This window comes from Microbulbifer variabilis, assembly GCF_052467165.1.
The window spans coordinates 1,824,773-1,845,573 of the sequence record NZ_CP174301.1 but is presented as its reverse complement, the minus strand read 5'-3'; the positions used below and the strand labels follow the sequence as shown (position 1 = coordinate 1,845,573).

Here is a 20,801-nt window from a genome sequence, read left to right as displayed (position 1 = left end):
TACTATTCAATCATTAACATATAACCTTTATTTCTGATTGTTTTTATGCTTAATGGACTTGTCGGTTTATCGCCTACTTTTGACCTTATGTTGGATATACTTATATCTATAGATCTATTAATAGCATCATAATTTGTTCCTTTTATCTTTTTATATGTAATTTCTTGAGAAAGAATCTGACCTGGAAATTTTTCCAAAAATGTTAGTAAGTCATATTTATTTGAGGAAAGCTTCAATTCACCTGTATTTATCATTATTTTCCTGACATTTGATTTATTCCAGGGTCACCAATTTCTATTTGGACGCTTATTTTATCTTCATTCGAAATTTTTTCTTTCCGCTTTACTAGAGAGTTAACTTTTAACAAAAAAATATAGGGGTCTGTTTTTAGAGTTATAATCAAATCTGGTGTTTGAGGGTTTGAAAGAAAGCAGCGTATCTGGTTGATTTGTTGTCGCCAAACAGTCAACCAACCAAGAGTACGCCGCTATGGACAAGAATACCGTTATTGAATTTACAAATCGACAGGAGACAATTGACCCACTGACAGAACTGCTACGCCGGGGCGCACGAGAGCTACTTCAGCAGGCAGTGAAAGCAGAGCTGTCGACCTTTATGAAGGCTTTTCAAGATTGCCGCTTGGACGACGGCCGAGCAGCTATAGTTCGCAACGGCTACCTGCCGGAACGCGAGGTTCAGACTGGAATTGGTCTGGTGAAGGTCAAGATACCGAAGGTCCGAAGTAAAGATAGCAAGCCGGTCACCTTCCACTCAGCATTGGTGCCGCCATACGTTCGCAAGGCTCGCTCTCTGGAGGCGGCACTGCCGTGGCTCTATCTGAAAGGTGTTTCAACGGGTGAAATGGAGGATGCTCTATCGATATTGGTTGGCCCGGAAACGAAGGGCCTATCGGCCAGCACGGTGGCTCGCCTGAAAGGGCAGTGGAAAAATGAATATGATACTTGGCGAAGCCAACGCTTAGGGGGTTATATCTGGGTAGACGGCATATACAGTGGCCTACGCTCGGAAAAAAGCAAGCTCTGTGCGCTGGTTGTCATTGGTGTGAACGAGGGTGGAGAAAAGCACTTTCTGGCCATTGAGGATGGAGAACGTGAATCAACGCTTAGCTGGAAAGGTGTATTGGGAAAGCTGAAAGAGCGCGGAATGTACGCCCCAGAGCTGGCGATTGGTGATGGTGCCATGGGTTTCTGGGCAGGAATGGAAGAGATCTACCCGGAGACACGTCAACAGCGATGTTGGGTACACAAGTCGGCCAACGTGCTTAATAAACTGCCCAAGTCGAGCCAGCCGAAAGCCAAGCAGTTTCTACACGACATCTGGCAGGCTGAGACAAGGGCCAATGCGGAGAGACACCTTCATCAAGACATATGAAGCCAAATTCCCGAAAGTTGCCGAGTGCCTGTTAAAGGACCACGAAGAGCTGATGAGCTTTTACAACTTTCCGGCAAAACACTGGCAGAGTATTCGGACAACGAACCCAATTGAGTCGATGTTCGAAAAAATACGACATAGGACGAAGCGCTCCAAAGGCTGTCTATCGCGAGAAGGCATGCTGCACATGTTGTTCAAGTTGGAAGTATGTGCAGAAAGAAAATGGAGAAAACTCTGTGGCTTTGACTACCTCGCCAAGGTCATCACCGGAGTGAAATTCTACGATAGAGAGGAGGCACCAACAGCTGACCAGAGCGCAGCTTGATCAGGCTTGTTGAACACCAGAATTAACAATAACTCGTCATAGGACACCCCTGCTGCGTAGTTTATCGCTTAAGAGAGTGTCCGTCGTTGGTGGGTAGGATCAAACCTCTGCCGAAGTACATGATTCACAGGTGTTCACTGAATTACTGGGTGACAACAGTTCGAAAGATGTTTGGGCGGACAGAGCCTATTATAGCGAAGAACTTGAGATTACATTGGAAGCGATGGGCTACCGCAGTCATGTACACAAAAAGGTCTGTAGAAGTAAGCTCCTTAGCGACCGGGATACAAAAACCAATCGTCAGAAATCCAAAATTAGGGCCAGAGTTGAGCATGTATTTGGCTCTATGGAAAATGAGCAGGGCGGAATGTTCGTTTGAGCTATTGGACTAGCGCGGGCCAGCGCCAAGGTTGGCATGATGAATTTAGTTTACAACATGCGCCGCTTTGTCAGTATTTACAGTCGAGTTGCGCCTGCAACATGAAGAAGGGAATAAAATGGCAATGAGTCTTCCTTGGAATGACGATAAAACACACTGGCTATCAATATTTTTTGAATAAACTTAGTTTTACAACTAAAAATCAACCATAAAATAGCACATTAGTAGTCCGTAAATTTGCCTCCAAATTTATAGAGGCGCCTTAAATATTTTTTAATTATTCCTTTTCTTAACCTTTTTATAATTTTTTTTAAATTTAATACTCCCTATCATATCAAGCAGACTCTTTAATAATGGAAATAGAAAATGACTGGAAAAACCACCTATCATTGCAGATGCAGGGCGCCCAATTTCATTAAGAGTTTTATCACCTAAAGGAGTAGCATGTACCAGTAAGGTACATGCTAGTAGTCCAAAAATTACACTGAAAATATATCTTACCCAGTAAGACGAGTTATAAATGGGGTCAAACAAGCCCTTTTCCAAGTAATGCCCTACTACTAAGAGACAGGCCAACGAGCCGCCTAGTGATGCCGCAGAGAGCAGAAAAATTAATATTTTTAATAATGACAGCCCTGATAACTCTAAGAATATAAATTTAGTACGTGTTTCCATATCAATTTCTGGCGAAATTCCAAAAAAGATAAAAATTGCCATTGATATTAGAACAACTAATAATATATTTCTGAAAATGCTAGCATTAAAGAACATATTTATATGTAATGGATCTTTAGTAGCATCCATCATTAATATGGCTGTTCGTGGGGTTGCAGGACTTATCACCTCAACCAATAAACTATGTATTCTTACTATTTTTTTAAGGGAGCCTACTTCTTTATCCGTTAAAGGAAGGCCTTTATTTTTTTTATTATTATAGTAACTACATTGTTTGATTTCTACGATCAAGTCGAAAGCCGAACTAGGTATGTCATATCCAGATGACAAACTGAAGTTAACCATCGCAATAGATTCTTTCAATAACCTATTAAACGTTTCAGTGGTTAAGCTCTCAATCAACTGAATATTTATTTCATTTTTCACAATTTAACAGATAATATTAATCAGTTGGTTAAATAATAGCTAAACTTCACTTTGATGTTTATCTTAGTTGATCATTTTTTGTACCTGTTAGTTACTAATCGTCTGAGATTTTTAGGTCAACTAACTTTAATACGCCATTTTTCTGTTACATCTAGTAATATACTCAGATGGTGGCATCCCATATTGCTTTCTAAAGTTCCTACTAAAGTGGGCGCAGCTTTTAAAGCCTACACTATGGGATATCCACGAAACATTTATCTCTCCTTTTTTAAATAGTTCAGCTGCTACTTTAACTCTCAACCAAAAAATAAGTGCTTGCGGTGAAATACCTATGTATTTTTTCACCTTCCTAAATAGCTGTGATCTACTTGAAAAAGATAGTTTTGATAGCTCATCCACTGAAAAATTTTTATTATCAATATTTTTCATAATTGCTGTGTAGATACGCTCAAATGATGATTCTTTTATTCTGGCTCTCTCAATTCGACTAGATATATTTGTATTTGTCGCACTCGGCGCGGATTCCCACACAAACCTTTCATACTGGCTTTTCTTGATTTTTGATAGCTTTTTATTAAATTCAATAGTTGGCAATGAGATTTGGAGATATATTCCGTCGTCTAGAAATTCATTTAGATATACTGTCGCGTTATGTAACTCCAAGACATTTTTTGCTATGAGTAGACCTAAGTGATCTCTACTTTCAACTTCTTTTTTTTCCCCCACAAGGTATTTATAAATAAATTTTATAGCCTCATTATAATTACCACTTAATCCTACCCCTTCATTCTCTAGCTCACTTTTACTATTTTCTGAATTCAATTTTTCACTATTAACACCCCTTAATTTCATAAGCCCTCCTTCTACAGGGGAGTATATAAATAAATTCAATAAATCCTTGTCATTACATACTTTTATGCCAATCGATCCATCTTCCGTTATATTGGCTATCAAATGATTTAGAATTACTATGAACGCCTTATGCATTAAATTTTTATGTAATGGCCATAATAATTGATAAACTTCATTTTCATTTACTTTTAAACGAATCTTTCTCTCTCTTGCGGTCGATTTAACGCTTGAAAACACTTCATTTATTAGTTCGTCAACTCTTTGTAGGCTTAAATCATTATCTAGTGTTTGTTTTTTATAAATATCCTCGTAGACCATTATTTCACTAATAATTGGGTATAGGTTTTTCGCACTCTCTATTATATTGTCTACATCAACAAATTTACGGTTACACTTTATTTCAGATTTTCCATTTCCACCATATATTTTTACTTCATTAAATAATAGTGATAATGGGGAGTTTCGGTCTTCAAGTTCTTCTGTAATTGCTTTGATATATAAAGCTTGTAACTCTTCAATTTGATTTGAAGCTTGTGATTCTTTTTTCAAGCCAACGGCATACTTACCTTTAATCTTTTTTTCTGAAGAGTTCATTGTCCTTTCACTTTGCAATTGTTTGTAGGAGCAACATCTAAACTAATATTAGACTGTGAGTACCAACTATATTTAACCACAAGTGCCACTTAATTGTCCCCTTGTTTCAATTATTATTATTATCAAATATGTGATTTAATCATTAGAAATTTCATCTATTTTTTGGCAAATATTTTTTTAGCTTTGAGTCACATTTTATTCATAAGTTTTAATGGCACTCAGAATGAGTGGTCTAGACCATTTATAGAGAAATGGCTAATTGCATTAATCGTAAGCAACTATATCTGGAACTTAAAAAATTAAAAGCATATTGTTACTAATGTAACAATATCAGTATCGGGTTTCATAAAAATACAATGACCACTAAGTTACCTCTGAATGCTCTGAAAAACCAACCTTTAGCCTTGTATCACGCTTCCCACAGCTAAAAATGTCTATTTATTACTCGAAATCCTACTTGATCTTACCCACCAACGACGGACACTCTCTTAAGCGATAAACTACGCAGCAGAGGTGCCCTATGACACGAGCAAGTAAATCTTTTCAATTTTCTGGCAGTGACACGGCTATTCTAAACAAGTGGTGCCGGTCAACAACTCTTCCACATGGACAAATTATGCGAGCGAAGATTATTCTTCAGCTCATTGAAGGAATAACTCCTACAAATGTAGCTACCGCGCAGCAAACTTCACCGAAGACTGTTTATCGCTGGCGAAACCGTTTTGAACAGGAAGGTATTGAAGGGCTGCGAGAGCGTGCTCGTACTGGACGGCCAACTGTTATCGAAAAGGACGTTGTAGATCGTGTATTGTTTTTAACAACAAAGCGTATACCCGAAGAAGCGACACACTGGAGTATTGAGCTAATGGCTAAATACGCAGCAGTGACACCATGGCAAGTTCGGCAGATATGGGCGGCCACAACACTTCTTATCTTGATGGGTGCGATCATTATTATAATAGATGAGCCATTCGTCCAGATCCTTTTGTAGCTCTTCTATTGATCATAGATCTTGCGACGTAATGATGGTTGGTAGAATTCCTGTAAAATAGTTTTATGGAATCGCTCACAGATACCATTAGTTTGTGGATCCCTCGCTTTTGTCTTGGTGTGTTCTATTTCGTTCACACTTAGATATAACTGATAATCATGTTGCTCCAGCTTGCCACAATATTCTTTACCACGGTCAGTCAGGATACGTAACACCGCTAGATCATGCATGGCATAAAACGGTAATACACGGTCATTCAGAAGGTCTGCTGCAGTGATTGGTGTTTTGGTGGTATAAAGCTTGCAGTGAGCCACTTTTGCATAGGTATCGACATAGGTTTGCTGGTAAGAGAGTGTAAATAATTCTGTGTAACTGCCCATGCCAGTTGGTTATTGGTAATCGGTGAGTCGCTCACCAAACTCGATCATAAACCTGTTTAAGGCTGGCTTCCAATTGCGGATTGGCATTGTCCATTTTTTCGAGGCGCCTTGCATAGCCAAGTACACCACCTTCATGGCTGATTCATCAGAAGGGAACACTTTACGTTGTTTCGTCGCTTTGCGAATCACGCTGTTGAGGGACTCTATTGCATTAGTCGTGTAGATCACTTTGCGGATCTCAGGTGGATACTCGAACAACGTGATTAGGTTAGCCCAGTGTGTAGCCCAGGATTTGCTGATCTGTGGGTAGATGTCATCCCAGCTTTCCGAAAAACGCTCTCGTGCTGCTTGTGCAGCCGGCTCTGTAGCAGCGGTATAAATTTCCTTTAGGCCGGCTGTAACCGCCTTATAGTCCTTCCAAGAAACATATTTCAGTGAGTTGCGTATCATATGCACGATACACAACTGAACCTTTGCATCTGGGTATTCTGCAGCAATCGCTTCGGGGAAGCCTTTCAGGCCGTCTACGCACACGATTAGAATATCTTCCAGGCCGCGATTCTTCAGTTCCGTGAGTACAGACAGCCAGAACTTGGCGCCCTCTGTTTCAGCAAGCCATAGGCCTAGTAGCTCTTTTTGCCCCTCCATATTAACGCCCAGAGCAACATACATCGCCTTGTTGATTACCCGCTTATTTTGGCGGATCTTCAGGACGATACAGTCTAAGTAGACAATGGGGTAGACCTGATCCAAAGAGCGATTCTGCCACTCTGTCACAGCACCAAGAACCTGCTCTGTAACCTTGGATACCAAGGTTGCTGAGACGTCGGCACCGTACATTTCTTTGAAGGTATCGACGATATCGCGGGTGCTCATGCCCTTTGCGTACAAGGAAAGTATCTGATCGTCCATCTGCGTAAGGCGGGTCTGACCTTTGCGTATAAAGTGAGGCTCAAATGAACCGGCTCGATCACGGGGAACACTAATTTCGACCTCTCCATGCTGACCTTTTAGGCGTTTGGAGCTCGTGCCATTGCGGCTGTTACCAGAGCCACGTCCGGCGGCATCATTCTTGGGCTAGCCAAGGTGTTCATTCAGCTCTGCTCCCAGGGCAGCTTCTACCGTCATCTTTACCAGCTTTTGCGTAAGGCTGTTAAGATCGGCCTCAGATTTAACCTCCTTGGCTAATTCGGTCACCTGTGCTTTGAGTTGCTGTTCGAGGTTCTTATTATCCATTGCTCTGCTCATGTTATCCTCCAATACAGAGTACGGAGACAGGAGCAGTTACACAATTAAATTTACAGTCTCAATTGTGCCTATAGCTATATTTCTTCTAGATAGTTAGTTCAATTGGTTTCCCTAAACAAGGGAGGCTATAACTACCTTGGCATAACAGTTACCTTGAACTCTATCCATCCTTCTATACAATTACTCAGTGCTTCAATAGGGTGATTTGGCTATCCAATCCCAAGGAACGCTGTTTATGTACCTTGTAATATCTATTCATGGCAAAGCTCCCCTAAGCGCCAACCAATCTGTAAAAAATTCGTTTTCTATATCTATGTCTTTAAGCAGGGAGATGGGGCCTAGTAGGTTTTTAAAACTCCTTAATCTCGCGATATCTTCGCATGATTGCAACTCTCGCCAGTTCTCGGATATATCTGATGGGTCAGTGCTACAAAGTTTTGACTTAACAGCTAAAAATATATAGTCAAGGTCTAGTAGTCCGCCTCCTACGCCATAAATTTTTATAAGACGCACTCTTAGATTTAACTCCTGCACTAAAAATGAATTCATATTTGAGGAATTCTCACCTTGTAAGTGAGAAAGTATTTCGACGGCAGCTTCAGCATAACTAAGGTCTGTCGTTTCTGAGTCCCCTATTCGCGCATAAAGCATTTCATATAGATAGAGCCATTCATTGGTGCTCATATTGTGAGCGCAAACCCCTTCTAGTATGGATCGAACTAAGCTAAATGATTCATCTGGACTAACATTCTTTATTTGCTCTCCTAGTTCTCTGTTCATAGCTGGATTACTTATAATGCTAAGTAAAAAAGTGAAGTACGCAGCACTTTGTCCCACATGCGCGCTTTGTTAGCTCATTCGCAGGCACCGGCTATATCTCCGATTTTTAGTGCCGCATTAATCCAAGGGGTAGCGTAACTACTATTTGCTCCACCCTCAAGGGTGATTGAGCCACTTATTCTATCGGAGTAATACTCCAATCGGTAGCTGGGGCCATCCATCACGATGATCTCTAACTCAGCAGGCTGTTTAATACCAGCAAAAATCTCTGATGTTTTAAATATTGCACGTTGTAGATCTCTGATGCCGGTTTCTATTTGAGGGCAATCTGAAATTTTGACAATGTGCTTATCGTGACCATCTTCAGAGACATGAGCTATATAGACCGTACCATCATTAATATGGTAACCGTACTCAAAGCCCGGCGCATACCAAGGGCCTGTTAAAAAGGTGATGCCACCGAAGTAATCGAGGTTATCCCCGTATGCAGACTGCAATATATCCTCTTTCTTCTTTTGTGACGCGCAAGAAGACAAGAACGTTATCAGCAGTAATGTAAATACTCGAATATTCATAGAGAGCTAGTAGTTAATTCAAAAGCAGCATCTATATATCACGCTTCTCTGTAACTCCAAAGCGTGTCAGCCCGGCGATAATAAATGATGCAGAGGTTCAAGAGTCCACCTTTAATTGACATACATATTCAAAGAAAGATTTCGATAGAAACCTGAGTAAGGATATGCTGGTCTAAACGTTAATAATCATGCAGGCAGATTTTGTTTCTGAAGAATTTACGCATGAATCAATCGATCAAGCTTCGGCGAATAGCAACACGCTTATCGGGAAGATTCGATTCGAGTCACTTTGTGATAGCACTAGTGTACAGATGTTTCACTTTAGAATTTTTGATGGTGAGCAAAATCATTTAGATGGGGAGAGTTGTTTTTCAAAAAAAATGACCTAGTCAGGACTTCAAAGGTACAACGATAAATCTATTTATCTGACTTCAGAAAGAAACTAGCAAGTTAAAAAACAACCTTGGGGTTAAGATATCGGATAGCTAGTGCAATCCCCGAGTGTATACATTACTGCATGCCCTTCCCAACCGATGCTTCTGTTACCGCAGGCCAGACCAGTCCCGCCCTTGTTGCTACGAGCAGTAATACAAAAGACATCTCCAATGCGAGAAAAACGCCTATAGGGTGATTGGGCACGCCGCGTATCATCAGGTAGAACAAGTAGCACATAGCAAGCAGATTACCCGCAAGCGTAACGTTGAGGGCGTAGCCACGTACTTGCCAGAGTGGTTTGCAGAGCAGGAAGTTCAACACCGCTGTGCCGGCGAGCATCACGCCGGGCAGCATCAACAGCAAGCGACGGGATAAACCCATTCCGTCACTGGCTACCAGTGGCCAAACGGCAGTAAAGTGACCTTGAGCTCCGAGGGTGAGGAACAGCCCCAGAATTACTGCGCTGATGGCAGCAAGCCGATACAGTGCATTGCGTTGCAAAGCGCGTATTGATCTAGAAACCAACATCGCGCTCCCCTACTGTGGCCAGGCCACATTCGTATGCGAACACCACCGCCTGCGCACGATCGCGTAGCCCCAGCTTGGAGAGCAGGCTTGAAACGTGGGTTTTAACGGTGGCGGGGCCAATAAACAGGGCCTCCGCAATCTCGGCATTGCTTTTACCGGCGGCGATGGCCTCCAGTACTTCGCACTCCCGAGTAGTGAGGCGCTCCAGGCGTTCTGACAGGTTGCGCCCTGCCCCCAATTTCTGTGCGAACTGGCTGATCAGGCGTTGGGTGATGCCCGGTGCAAGCATGGCACCGCCCTCAGCTACGATGCGTACTGCCTGCACCAGCGCCTCTGGGGGAATATCCTTGAGCACAAAGCCACTAGCCCCTGCCCTCAGCGCACGAAACACGTATTCATCGGGATCGAACGTGGTCAAAATAATGACACGGCAAGCTGTATCACTAGCTTCCAGGATGCGTGCCGTGGCTTCCAGCCCGTCCATCTCCGGCATGCGGATATCCATCAGGATAATATCCGGCTGATGCGCTCGTGCAGCTTCAACTGCCTCAATGCCGGTACCGGCCTCGGCGACCACCTCGATATCGGGCTCGTTGTTCAGGATCAGGGCAAAACCGCGCCGCACCAAAGCCTGGTCATCCACCACCATCACTTGCAACATTATGTTTTCACCATTCCTGTAGGCAGTTGTGCATATACCTCAAAACCACCACCATCGACCGCGCCCGCATACAGATGGCCGCCGAGCAATTCCGCGCGCTCGCGCATGCCTGCAATGCCGTGCCCACCGCCAGGCTGCTCGTCAATAGTTGTTTCCACCATGGGCCTGTCGCCAGTGGTGTTGCCATCATCGCCTACATGAATCGCCAGAGTGTCATGGTCTACGCGCAGGCTCACTTGAACCCGCGCAGCGGCTCCAACGTGCTTGATGACATTAGTGAGGGATTCCTGAACGATACGATAAGCGGTGAGCGCGACGCTTGTCGGTACATTCTCCAGCGTGCCGTGGGTTTCGTAGTCGACCTCGGTTAACACCTGCCGGACCTTTTCAATCAGAGCTGGTAAATCATTGAGACCCGGTTGCGGCGTGAGGGCAGTGTCGCTGCTGGTCGGGCGCAGTACGCCCAGTAAATGGCGCATTTCTGTCATGGCCTGACGGCCAGCAGCCTCCACAGAAACCATGGCTTCACTGGCGGCTTGCGGGTTATTGCGGCTGATGGCCCTGGCGGCACCAGCCTGCACGGTCATAAGGCTCACCTGGTGCGCCACCACATCATGCATCTCGCGGGCGATTCGGGTGCGCTCAGCCGCAACCGCGCGCTCGGATTCGGCATTGCGTTCGCGCTCCAAATACTTGGCTCTCTCTTCCAGCAAGCGCAGATATTCACCGCGAAAGCGCAGCCGGCGACCGATATACCACAGCGCCCATACCAGCATCACCGTTACGGTGCCTGCCGCGGTTGGTTTAACCGGAAGACTCTGATCAATCGCCACAAAAACCAGCGTTGCGATGACTCCGATAAAACTGGCCCGGGTGTTGGCCTCGTAGCGGCCAAGGCTATACAGCGAAACCGCCATGGCAACGATGCCATCCGCCGGTAAACCCAATTCCAGCAATATTGTTGCGCCGAGAATAATGGCCTGTACCTGCCAGGGGTGTGTGCGACGCCACAACAGAGCGAAGGACCCGATGAACGCACACTGGAAAGCAATAACATCCCCCAGATTTTGCATGGCCAGCACTTCCCGCGCCTCGTCGCGCGACCACATCAGTAGCGTCAGCAAAAACATGAGCAGGGCGATGAGCAGATCAGTCAGGTGCGGCCAGCGTTCGAATGGCCCGCGGAAGGGCTGCCACACCGGAAGCTTGGGTAATTCCGAGCTGGTGTTGAGCGGGTTCGACGCAGGCGTATTTAGGGACGACGATTTCATTTCCGCATGCTAAACCAGGCGCAACCAGCTGTCATGGGACTTTCGGAGGATGCGGAAGCAGGCGCATCTCCGTCTTTTGGGGGAGGTCCGATTCCTGCCTGTGGCCGATGTGCGTGTGCCCGAAAAAGCCGAACATGCTCGGCAAGCACATTCAGACCTTATACGGACCATAATCGCCTGGAGAAACCCATGAACAACGCTGTACTCAGCCAAACATTACCGCGACCATTCGATACCCGGCGAGCAGTTAACCTGTCGGTAAAAACCTGGTTCTGCATCGCGGCCATCGGCCATGCGATCTTCTTTGCCTATATCCTGGCCGTCTTCTACCCACCCATTGCCGAATCGGGGGTGCACGGCTTGAAAGGACTGCACCTTCCGGCAGGCTTCCGCGAGGGAGATACACTGGGTAATCTCGCTTCGGTGAGCCACGTGCTATTGGCCGCAATTGTGATCGGCGGTGGGCCCCTGCAGCTGATCCCTTCGGTGCGACGGCATGCCCCCAACTTCCATCGCTGGTTGGGACGCAGCTATCTGCTGACTGCCGTCATCGGCAGTATTGCGGGGCTCTACATGACCTGGACGCGGCACACTATTGGTAATTTAGTGTCGCAAATCAGCATCACCATGGATGGCATACTAATTTTGGCGTTTGCCTTTCTGGCGGTGCGTACCGCGATGGCCAGACGCTTTGCTGAGCACCGTCACTGGGCCTTGCGCCTATTTATGGCTGCCAGTGCGGTGTGGTTCTTCCGCGTGGCCTTGATGGGCTGGGCAATGCTCACCGGCGGCTGGGGGGTCGACTGGGAATCTTTTACCGGGCCATTCCTGTATGCACTGGGCTTCGGTCAATACCTGCTCCCGCTGGCCATGCTGGAATGGTATTTTCACTGTCAAAAGCGTGGAACCTCACAAGGTACCCAGATTGCTTTTGTCAGTACCCTGATACCTCTGACTGTGTTTATGGCCATTGGTATTTTTGCCGCTACGATGGGCATGTGGTTGCCACGGATCTAAGGTTACATAGCCAAATTATCGTGAATGATGCTCTTCCGTTAGTTTGGCTGTAGAAGTCCAGGGTTTGTGAATCTAGCTGTTGCAGAGATACTCAAGTTACTGACTGCACTGCGAGAGCTAAACAAAACACTATGAGCCAGCTAACTAAATGGAAGTAGAGACTTACTACTAAAAACTCGTGGGGATCTCCTTATCATCCACAGTATAAGAAAGCAGCTTCAACCACCTTGTACGACAGCAAAAAAAACTGTAAGGATTGGTAGCTTAAAAGCTTGAAAAAGTAGCAACGTCAATTTTTATACTAATTCAGATAAAGCTTTATGATGAATATTAATCAGACTGTGCTATGAGACATAGTTAACTAGCAGCTTTCAAATTATCCCAATAATCTGCGCTGTTATCTGTCCAAAAGAAGCGATCTGGATTCGATTGGCTTCGCTCATATGTATAATTTTTAACCACTCTTTTATTAAATAAGAGTTTTACTGACTTTAATTCATTATGAATCCTATAATCAGCCGAATCTGGACCTGAGCATAATTTGTTATAAAATATTGACTCAAATACTTCTAAGTCTCCATCAATAATTTTAATTTCGGAGCTATCTGACTCACCAATGATTGAGGTTTGATCAACCTCCACAACACCATTCTCATCCCACAACCTTATATAGTTACTCGCTTTAAAAGTGGAGGAGATATCACACAGCAACGTATTCTCAGAGGTTAGTAAACTATCATTACACCTTTCACCAAGTAATTTCTTAATAAAACCATGTAACTTGTATATATTTCCGTTAATTAATATTTGGTTTGCAGAATATACGGCAGGCCTGTAGCTATCTTGGACATTAAGGTGAGCAAAGCAATCATGAAAACCACCTTCGTCTGACGTCAATAGCCAAACATCATTATGGCTGAGTATCTTATCCAAATTAGGAGGGTCAAAAGGTCGCCGTGAACAAAATACAAAATCAGTAAAGTTTCTGCCGGTGCCAACGGAGTATAAAATTTTCCCGTAGCTAAAATGGTTAATTTCAAATAAAAGCATCTCAATTAAAGATTTGCTTATCTTATTGTTTTTTGGGGAAACACGTATCCGATTTGTAATAACATTTGTCAATTTAAAGCCTCCTTGACAAGCTGATAGAAAAAGACTTAAAAAAACGGCAAGGCTTAACAAGGCTAAGTAGCCAATCAACGTGGCCGATTCTTAACCTTGTACCCAGAATGCCTCGTGGTACGCAACCTCTCCCTGCGGAAAATTGCCACCAAATGACAGTACCTGGAAGTACTCTGGTGGAACCCCTGGCAAAACCAATCCATCGATCACCTTGAAGCCAAAGCGCCCATAATAATTAGGATCCCCAAGTACTACACAACCCTCTGCCCCCTTTTCTTTAAGGTCTGCAAGAGCTTTCTCCATAAGTTTCGAGCCAACTCCCCTTCCTTGATACTCTGGCAATACCGAGATCGGCCCAAGTCCAAACCAGTTGGTCGAGTTATCAGAAATGTTTACTGCTGAAATGGCAACGTGACCTACAATTTCTCCACCTGACTCAGCCACCAGAGATAAAGATAATGCACCTGCCTTGCGAAGACTCTCCACAATAAGCTGCTCAGTGTGATCACTATGTGGAGCATCCCGAAATGCTAGGGCTGTAACTCGGTGGATTGTCTCAGCATCTCCACCACTTTCATTACGAATTTTAATATTCAATTTATGATCTCTTAAAGAGGTTAACAGTTAATTCAAAAATAGCTGTTCTATATTATGTATCTTTATATTTACAAAATTTATCATACCTACTATAAAAAGAACACAACCCTGGCCCTACCTTACCTTCCGGCTTTAAGCCACTTTCCAAACGAACTCATCAAGGAATGCCCACCGCAGTTTGAGCACCGGTAGAAAAGAAAGAGATTGGTCCAAAATACCGAAACGGTAAAGAATAACAATTGGGGATAATATTTCGGTTACAGAAGTGGAAGGAAAAGGGGCAAACCTTTGAAGAAGAAAGAGTATGCTTTTTTGCGCTTGTTTTTGTCCGAGTTTCTTATAAATTCTTGAATTAGACCAGGCGGCATTTTTCATTTGTACATTTCTCCCCATTAAAACCTCTCTCCTTGATATAGCCACTCACTGTTTCCTGTTCCTTACCAATTTTTTATTCACCACGATTGCAAAAGGACTACAGGATATTCTGATCCATCTCCACGCTTGACCATGAGTGAGTTCCGGCAAAAATTAGAAATAGCACCAAAGCTTCCATTGGATAAGGAGGTCTGTGGGCTTCCTAACCACAAACACGTCATATGGCGCGGAAAAGGTCAACCATCGATTTGATTTGCCCTGACATTTAAATAGGCTAAGATGGTGGAAGCATTGCGAATTGTATTGCATTTGTCGTGTTTTTTAATATCTCTCTAGCTTTCGTATCCGAAGGTGAGTGCGCAGCCAAGATAAATCGCTTGCATTTAGGATATGCGCAATCATGCCGATTCGATGTATAACGAGTAAGGCAATTTGCGTCTGCGCCAGCTAATTTAGCTGCGCTTAATACCTAAATAAAAATAATTTATTGACGACGCAATATTAATGACTGAGATGATTACTTGTTAGCAAACGGCCCCAATAAAAAAGACGTTAAAACATACGCACCTCTGAGTAAGAATGAAAAAGGTGAGAATGAAAATACTCCAACATTTGGTACAGGCTGCAGGGAAGACTTTAAAATTAAAACTAACAGTTAGAATATAGCTATATAAGAGGGCGCTTATGTTTACACAAGATTCTCCACTGACAAAGAAAATACTTGTTGGTGCTCATAGCTGGGAATGGATACCTATCTTGGTGGCACGTGTGTCATTGGGATTATTCTTCTCAGTATCTGGGTATAACAAGCTATTTGTACCCGAGAGGCATGCAGATCTAATAAATTTAATGAAAGAAATAGGAGTGCCCTTTCATGAATTTATGGCTATATTTTTAGCTTCTGTAGAATTTTTTGGTGGATTACTATTAATAGTAGGGCTTTTTTCAACAATTGTTGCGATTGTATTAATTATCGTAATGATTGTCGCTATCACCACCGTTGAAATTGAGCAGGTCATTCCCAAAGACATAGGGCCATTGGATTGGCTGAGCTGGTTTATTTACTTACCTCAAGTTTTATATATTATTTTATTTGTATGGTTAATAACTACAGGTCCCGGTCGATTTAGCTTAGATTATCTAATCGCTGATAAGTTAGGCATTAATAACCACAATTAAGGAAATTGGGCTGCTGTCATAGTTAGTACAGTTATTTATTCAATCTTAATCAGAATCTGGCAACCCTATTGAAAACATGTACCCCTGGACACCTACAAAACAGAAGTACAAATCGTCTAGTCTAATGGCCGAATAGAATACTTAGAAAAATTGAGAATCAGCTACATCCTTTAATATGAAATTCGAGCACCCTGAATAAATTGAAAAGCCCCCAAGCTTTAAGAGCCTATTGCCCGCCTTCCCCATTAAAGCCCATCACTTACTCTGCCGCCAGGCACCAGGCATCGCTCACAATGCTTCCCCACCGGGAAACACCTCGAATTGATCTTCAATAAAGATAAACAGGTTGAACTTGATTAGACTGCAAGATGCATCAAGTCTGGATTGTCGAACTAACTTGCTAAGTAATACACAGCTATAGCTATTAGCTGTCTTTTTTATTTATTGTTACCAGCCACAGTGCCTGAAAAATTATTGTAGTATTTAAACTCAAGTAAATTGCCCGCCGGATCTTTAACCACAAATTTACCAGCCTCACTTTCAGAATCCTCACCTCTCACTAGTGGTTCCAGTACAAATGGGATCGAATTGTCTTTGAGTAAAGCTAATATTTCACTCCACTGTTTTTTCTCTAGTAATGGGCCAAAGTGATCTATAGGCTTGGCTACCATTCCATCCTTTTCTTGATGTATAGTAATTTGATGCCCATAGAATATTATATCAATCCATTCTCCTGTATCTCGGCCTACAGCACAGCCAAGTAGGTTTACGTAGAACTCCCTTGCCTTTTCTAGGTCTGGAACAACGAACGATAGATGAAACGGCTTGATATCTAGCTCTCCTTCCTCAAAAGTATAATCGCGGTAACCATGGACTACCCACTAGTAAAAGTATAAACCACCAAGACTATTGGCTGAAGAGGAGAGCTAAACAAAACACCAAGAGCCAGCTAGCCAAATTGGTACGACATAAAAGAGTAAAGTATATTCAACACCCCAGAATAACTCCTCAATCACCAGAAGCCTAGCTCCCACCTTTCCCTACTCTGAATCCACTGCCCTTGCGCTGACCAAACTGCGACTACAAGCATCACTTACCAAGATATCCCCACTTACTTAATACGGCTTCCGCTGCCTGGTTCAGCCTTAATATTGAAAACTTCGGCACAAACGCTGCCCGAGGAAAGTAGCAACCAAATATATAATAGAATTTTTTCATCGCCCACTCCAAACTAAAAATTAGCTCCTATTGTGTTGAAATTGGGCCGGATGAATATGTTCGATATTACCAGATTGTAGTTAAGATTCGTAATTAGAGTGCAGGAATAGCGCCATGAAATGCCAAGCCTTGAGAAACTTAAAGGACTGTGTCACTAATAGCCAGGCATGAATACATTTAAGTGGCGAAAGTAGACTATGAGTGAGCGGAGCCAAAAGTTAATACACCCCTGAAACACACGCAAGATCAATAACAAGTAAAATTATTGTGCTTGCCACTTAAATCAAACCCAACTTTAGCTGCTCAGTGGAATCGTGAAAAATATTGAAAGCAATTTTTTAGCTAGACATGCCTTACCATTAACCCAAAAACAGAATCTTCAATTGATATTAACCCATAATCTTAAAATGAAGTAAAACCTGAAAAAATATATCAACTCTACAAAGACCTAAGGGCAATGCTACATTTACTTATCTCGCTATTCTTCCCTAACTTAATATTAAAAAACAAATTCAGCCCAAACAATGGATCAGACACCTATTAAGAACTCATTATTTTTGGTGCACATTACATATGTGATTAAAGAAGCAATAGACCTTTAACAAGGTACTCTGTAGTACACATTATCATGATCGATTTCGAAGCCTAAGGAGTGATATAACTGCCTTGCACGGCTATTTCCTATCTCTGTTTTAAGCTCAATACGAATGGCTTTTGTTTCCTTTGCAAAATTTATCGCAGTCTGAATGAGTTGCTTAGACACTCCTCTTCCTCTAAAGCGGCTTGATACTCCTAAATCATTAAGAATCCACAAGCGCGAGAGTGCAAGGGAAGAATAGCTTGGATAGAGATTTACAAAACCCATTATCCCTGCAGTCTTCAAATCTACGGCGATAAAAAGAGCGGAGGCTTTGCTAGATAACAATTTACCTAGAAATTTCTCTGTTCTCACCAAATCCGATGTGTAGCCACAAAACACTCTATATTCGTCAAAAATGGAAGCCAAATCTGATACGTAGCTTTCATCGCACTGAATAATTTTCAAAGCTTATTCCCTGTTAGAAACTCATATACCCAAAGTAAAGTATTTCTCAAGCATCCTGACGAACAACCAAGCCACCAAAACCTATGAGCAAACTCCCACTTAAGCGTAAAATCCAGCGTTGAAACTTGCCTCTGACTGAGGACTGCTTCCATTTAGACAGCACCAAAGCCATTCCTAAAAACCATAGAAATATAATAGAGGCATGAACAGAAACCAGCAGGAATGCCTGATAATAACTTGTTGTTTCCACCTGGATAAACTGGGGGAAAGCTGCAAGATAAAACATTGATACTTTGGGATTGAGGATCTGGGTTAAAAAGCCTTCAACAAAATTTATATGGGAGCCTTGTTGAGCTGCTCCTAGCTTTGGTCTATTTGTAAGACTGTGCTTCGCCTCCTTCGAGAAAGTAGAGACAATTGTCTTTACACCCAAATAAACTAGGTATGCTGCACCGAGGTATTTTATTACAGTATAAAGCTCAGCTGACTGGACAATAATCGCCGACAAGCCGAGAATGGAAATAGCTCCGTGAGCGAAGGTGGCTGAGACCAGTCCAAGAATATTATCCAGGCCCGGCCTTAACCCCTGGCCTGTTACAGTCTTGAGTATGAGGACGCTATTTGGCCCCGGAGATATAACCAATAAAAGCGATATAACGGCAAAAGCGAGTATCTCACTCATGGTACAAGGCGTCCTTTAAAAGAATAAGTGGCTAGACAGCTTGGTTGACCAAACCTATCTCTGGCTCAGCCGCCATTCAATATAAAAAGGTTGCTGTGCCAGTAGCAATCAACTCTTCCTTATCATTACTTAGCTCCATACGTGCAACTACCAGCTTGTTGCCAGTACGTAGGATAGAACCTTCACAGAGGAAGTGCTCCCCCCTGCCTGGTTTTAGGTAGTCCACACGCATATCCACGGTACCGAGCTTAGATAAGCGATCAGCTTTTTCCTTCCAATGTACGTCACCCATACGCTGGTAAGCGGCTACCATAGCAGTAAGACCACCGACGGTATCCAGGGCGGTGGCGATTACGCCACCGTGAAGAATTTTTTTCCAGACATTGCCAATCAGTTCCGGGCGCAGATCAAACCCCGCTGAAAGTGTGAGTGCCTCCAGGTCCAGGGAGCGCATTTCAAGTCCGATTTGTTGGTTAAAAGGAATCTTTTCAAAGAACCCTTTCACCAGTTCCTGAAACTCATGTGGTGAGGGCTCTGTCATAGTCGTGCAACCCGATTAAGCCCATCCAATGCAGCACTGCGGTACGCTTCTGCCATGGTGGGGTAGTTAAAGGTGGTGTTTACGAAATAATCAATCGTATTATGCGGTGAAGGCTGCTTCATTATGGCCTGGCCAATATGCACAATTTCTGCAGCCTCAGCACCAAAGCAGTGAATACCCAGAATTTCATGGGTTTCAATATGGAACAGGATTTTGAGCATACCCACCCGCTCACCGGAGATCTGCGCACGTGCTGTGTGCTTGAAGAGAGCACGGCCGACTTCATAGGGTACTTTAGCAGCAGTCAGCTCAGATTCCGTTTTACCGACCGAGGAAATTTCTGGAAGCGTGTAAATACCTGTAGGTGCATCTTCGATTACACGGTGACCACGCCCTGCAATGGCAGCCGCCACAGCCCGCCCCTGGTCATATGAAGCACTAGCGAGGCTCGGCCAGCCAATCACATCCCCTACCGCGTAAATATTTTCCACTTCTGTACAGTAATGGTCATCAACACTTAGCTGGCCGCGGTGATTGGCTTCTAGGCCAACATTTTCCAGGCCCAAGGAGTTGGTATTACCAGTACGGCCGTTACACCAAAGCAATGCGTCAGCGTGGATACGCTTACCGGATTGCATCTCCATAATTACGCCCTGCTCGTTGGGCAGTACTTGTGCATACTCTTCCTGATGGCGAACGGTTACGCCCATATCTCGCAAGTGGTAGCTCAATGCATCTGAGATTTCATCATCCAGAAATTCCAGCAAACTGCTGCGGGTATTAATCAGGTCCACCTTTACACCCAAGCCGGCGAAAATTGAGGCGTATTCACAGCCAATCACTCCCGCACCATAAATCATGATGGAATGCGGGGTATGCTGCATATCCAAAATCATATCGCTATCGTAGACACGCTCGTGACCAAAATTCACATCTGCCGGGCGATACGGACGGGAGCCAGTAGCAATAATAAATTTCTTTGCGGTGACAATTTCTTTGGCACCATCCGGCAGCTGCACTTCCACACTGTTAGCATCGCGGAATTTGGCTTCACCAACAATCAACTCAACACGATTACGCGCATAAAAAGAAGTGTGCATTTCCACTTGGTAGGAAATGACCTTGTTGACCGTTTGCATCACCTGCGGGAAAGTAAGGCGACGAGGCTCACCCAGTGCGCGAAACACGCTTTGAGTGTTGTAACGCATCAGCTGTTTGACCGAATGGCGCAAGGCCTTGGAAGGGATGGTGCCCTTATGAGTACAGTTGCCACCTACTACTTGGCGCTTTTCAATAACTGCTGCGCGCATACCCTTCTTAGCGGCACTCATCGCGGCGGCCTCACCTGCAGGGCCCGAACCAATTACAACCAGATCAAACTTTTGCTCTGCCATCAAATGCTCTAATTCTGTTTTCCAAACGGAGCGAGATACGCGAGAGCGCTGCTCACTCATTATTTAATTACGATTATCAGCACCAGTTGTGCCAATAACATAAAACAACAAGCCCGTTG

General features: G+C 43.7%; 19 protein-coding genes and 4 pseudogenes. 5 read left to right on the top strand and 18 right to left on the bottom strand.

Annotated features, from left to right (window positions below; all coding sequences use genetic code 11):
• Positions 1-2: 2 nt before the first annotated feature.
• Entirely contained in the window at positions 3-254 is a 252-nt protein-coding gene (locus tag ACJJIP_RS08330) for a winged helix-turn-helix domain-containing protein (protein ID WP_444946632.1), read from the bottom strand.
• Between the two features lie 235 nt (positions 255-489).
• On the opposite strand from ACJJIP_RS08330, the pseudogene ACJJIP_RS08325 reads away from it, so the two are divergent.
• Both ACJJIP_RS08325 and ACJJIP_RS08320 read left to right on the top strand, forming a co-directional pair.
• Positions 490-1,717: pseudogene (locus ACJJIP_RS08325) on the top strand (IS256 family transposase).
• A 115-nt stretch (positions 1,718-1,832) separates the two neighbouring features.
• Positions 1,833-2,096 (top strand): annotated as a pseudogene (locus tag ACJJIP_RS08320) (transposase); the annotation flags it as partial.
• A 273-nt stretch (positions 2,097-2,369) separates the two neighbouring features.
• Here ACJJIP_RS08320 and ACJJIP_RS08315 read toward each other — a convergent pair.
• The gene (locus ACJJIP_RS08315; RefSeq protein WP_444946631.1) at positions 2,370-3,197 is read right to left on the bottom strand and encodes a hypothetical protein; all 828 of its coding nucleotides are present in this window, start codon (positions 3,195-3,197) and stop codon (positions 2,370-2,372) included.
• A gap of 126 nt (positions 3,198-3,323) precedes the next feature.
• Positions 3,324-4,643, bottom strand: coding sequence for a helix-turn-helix domain-containing protein (locus ACJJIP_RS08310; RefSeq protein WP_444946630.1), 1,320 nt, complete (start codon positions 4,641-4,643; stop codon positions 3,324-3,326).
• 520 nt (positions 4,644-5,163) lie between these two features.
• Between ACJJIP_RS08310 and ACJJIP_RS08305 the strand changes: the two genes are divergently transcribed.
• Positions 5,164-5,634, top strand: coding sequence for a helix-turn-helix domain-containing protein (locus tag ACJJIP_RS08305; protein WP_444946629.1), 471 nt, complete (start codon positions 5,164-5,166; stop codon positions 5,632-5,634).
• Here the strand turns inward: ACJJIP_RS08305 and ACJJIP_RS08300 are convergent.
• The 7 genes and pseudogenes from ACJJIP_RS08300 to ACJJIP_RS08270 all read right to left on the bottom strand — a co-directional run.
• Positions 5,539-5,981 (bottom strand): annotated as a pseudogene (locus ACJJIP_RS08300) (integrase core domain-containing protein); the annotation flags it as partial. The gene ACJJIP_RS08305 and the pseudogene ACJJIP_RS08300 overlap by 96 nt on opposite strands.
• A 42-nt stretch (positions 5,982-6,023) precedes the next feature.
• Positions 6,024-7,250: pseudogene (locus tag ACJJIP_RS08295) on the bottom strand (IS256 family transposase).
• Between the two features lie 267 nt (positions 7,251-7,517).
• Positions 7,518-8,042, bottom strand: a complete 525-nt coding sequence (locus ACJJIP_RS08290; RefSeq protein WP_444946628.1) for a hypothetical protein — start codon at positions 8,040-8,042, stop codon at positions 7,518-7,520.
• A gap of 74 nt (positions 8,043-8,116) precedes the next feature.
• Entirely contained in the window at positions 8,117-8,539 is a 423-nt protein-coding gene (locus ACJJIP_RS08285; protein WP_444946627.1) for a hypothetical protein, read from the bottom strand.
• A gap of 588 nt (positions 8,540-9,127) precedes the next feature.
• Entirely contained in the window at positions 9,128-9,580 is a 453-nt protein-coding gene (locus ACJJIP_RS08280; RefSeq protein ID WP_444946626.1) for a hypothetical protein, read from the bottom strand.
• Positions 9,567-10,229 (bottom strand): response regulator, encoded by a 663-nt coding sequence (locus ACJJIP_RS08275; protein ID WP_444946919.1) that lies wholly within the window; start codon positions 10,227-10,229, stop codon positions 9,567-9,569. Before ACJJIP_RS08275 ends, ACJJIP_RS08280 begins: the two co-directional genes overlap by 14 nt.
• An 11-nt stretch (positions 10,230-10,240) precedes the next feature.
• Positions 10,241-11,512 carry a sensor histidine kinase gene (locus tag ACJJIP_RS08270; RefSeq protein ID WP_444946625.1) on the bottom strand — a complete coding sequence of 424 codons (1,272 nt, stop codon included), beginning with the start codon at positions 11,510-11,512 and terminating at the stop codon, positions 10,241-10,243.
• 189 nt (positions 11,513-11,701) lie between these two features.
• On the opposite strand from ACJJIP_RS08270, the gene ACJJIP_RS08265 reads away from it, so the two are divergent.
• Complete coding sequence (locus tag ACJJIP_RS08265; protein ID WP_444946624.1) at positions 11,702-12,529, top strand: DUF2306 domain-containing protein; 828 nt, start codon at positions 11,702-11,704, stop codon at positions 12,527-12,529.
• 357 nt (positions 12,530-12,886) lie between these two features.
• On the opposite strand, the gene ACJJIP_RS08260 is transcribed toward ACJJIP_RS08265, so the two are convergent.
• The 3 genes from ACJJIP_RS08260 to ACJJIP_RS08250 form a co-directional block, all read right to left on the bottom strand.
• The gene (locus ACJJIP_RS08260; protein WP_444946623.1) at positions 12,887-13,651 is read right to left on the bottom strand and encodes a hypothetical protein; all 765 of its coding nucleotides are present in this window, start codon (positions 13,649-13,651) and stop codon (positions 12,887-12,889) included.
• Positions 13,652-13,741: 90 nt separating this feature from the next.
• Positions 13,742-14,248, bottom strand: a complete 507-nt coding sequence (locus ACJJIP_RS08255) for a GNAT family N-acetyltransferase (RefSeq protein ID WP_444946622.1) — start codon at positions 14,246-14,248, stop codon at positions 13,742-13,744.
• Positions 14,249-14,380: 132 nt separating this feature from the next.
• Complete coding sequence (locus ACJJIP_RS08250; RefSeq protein WP_444946621.1) at positions 14,381-14,623, bottom strand: hypothetical protein; 243 nt, start codon at positions 14,621-14,623, stop codon at positions 14,381-14,383.
• Positions 14,624-15,307: 684 nt separating this feature from the next.
• Between ACJJIP_RS08250 and ACJJIP_RS08245 the strand changes: the two genes are divergently transcribed.
• Positions 15,308-15,802 (top strand): DoxX family protein, encoded by a 495-nt coding sequence (locus ACJJIP_RS08245; RefSeq protein WP_020413077.1) that lies wholly within the window; start codon positions 15,308-15,310, stop codon positions 15,800-15,802.
• A 437-nt stretch (positions 15,803-16,239) separates the two neighbouring features.
• Here the strand turns inward: ACJJIP_RS08245 and ACJJIP_RS08240 are convergent, their stop codons facing one another.
• From ACJJIP_RS08240 to sthA, 5 genes are all read right to left on the bottom strand, one after another.
• The gene (locus ACJJIP_RS08240; RefSeq protein WP_444946918.1) at positions 16,240-16,632 is read right to left on the bottom strand and encodes a VOC family protein; all 393 of its coding nucleotides are present in this window, start codon (positions 16,630-16,632) and stop codon (positions 16,240-16,242) included.
• Positions 16,633-17,618: 986 nt separating this feature from the next.
• Positions 17,619-18,065 carry a GNAT family N-acetyltransferase gene (locus tag ACJJIP_RS08235; protein WP_020413079.1) on the bottom strand — a complete coding sequence of 149 codons (447 nt, stop codon included), beginning with the start codon at positions 18,063-18,065 and terminating at the stop codon, positions 17,619-17,621.
• 46 nt (positions 18,066-18,111) lie between these two features.
• The gene (locus ACJJIP_RS08230) at positions 18,112-18,747 is read right to left on the bottom strand and encodes a LysE family translocator (RefSeq protein ID WP_444946620.1); all 636 of its coding nucleotides are present in this window, start codon (positions 18,745-18,747) and stop codon (positions 18,112-18,114) included.
• A gap of 76 nt (positions 18,748-18,823) precedes the next feature.
• Positions 18,824-19,288: a thioesterase family protein gene (locus ACJJIP_RS08225; protein ID WP_020413081.1), complete on the bottom strand. Its 465-nt coding sequence runs from the start codon at positions 19,286-19,288 to the stop codon at positions 18,824-18,826.
• The gene (gene sthA / locus ACJJIP_RS08220; RefSeq protein ID WP_444946619.1) at positions 19,285-20,742 is read right to left on the bottom strand and encodes a Si-specific NAD(P)(+) transhydrogenase; all 1,458 of its coding nucleotides are present in this window, start codon (positions 20,740-20,742) and stop codon (positions 19,285-19,287) included. Before sthA ends, ACJJIP_RS08225 begins: the two co-directional genes overlap by 4 nt.
• Between the last annotated feature and the right edge of the window lie 59 nt (positions 20,743-20,801).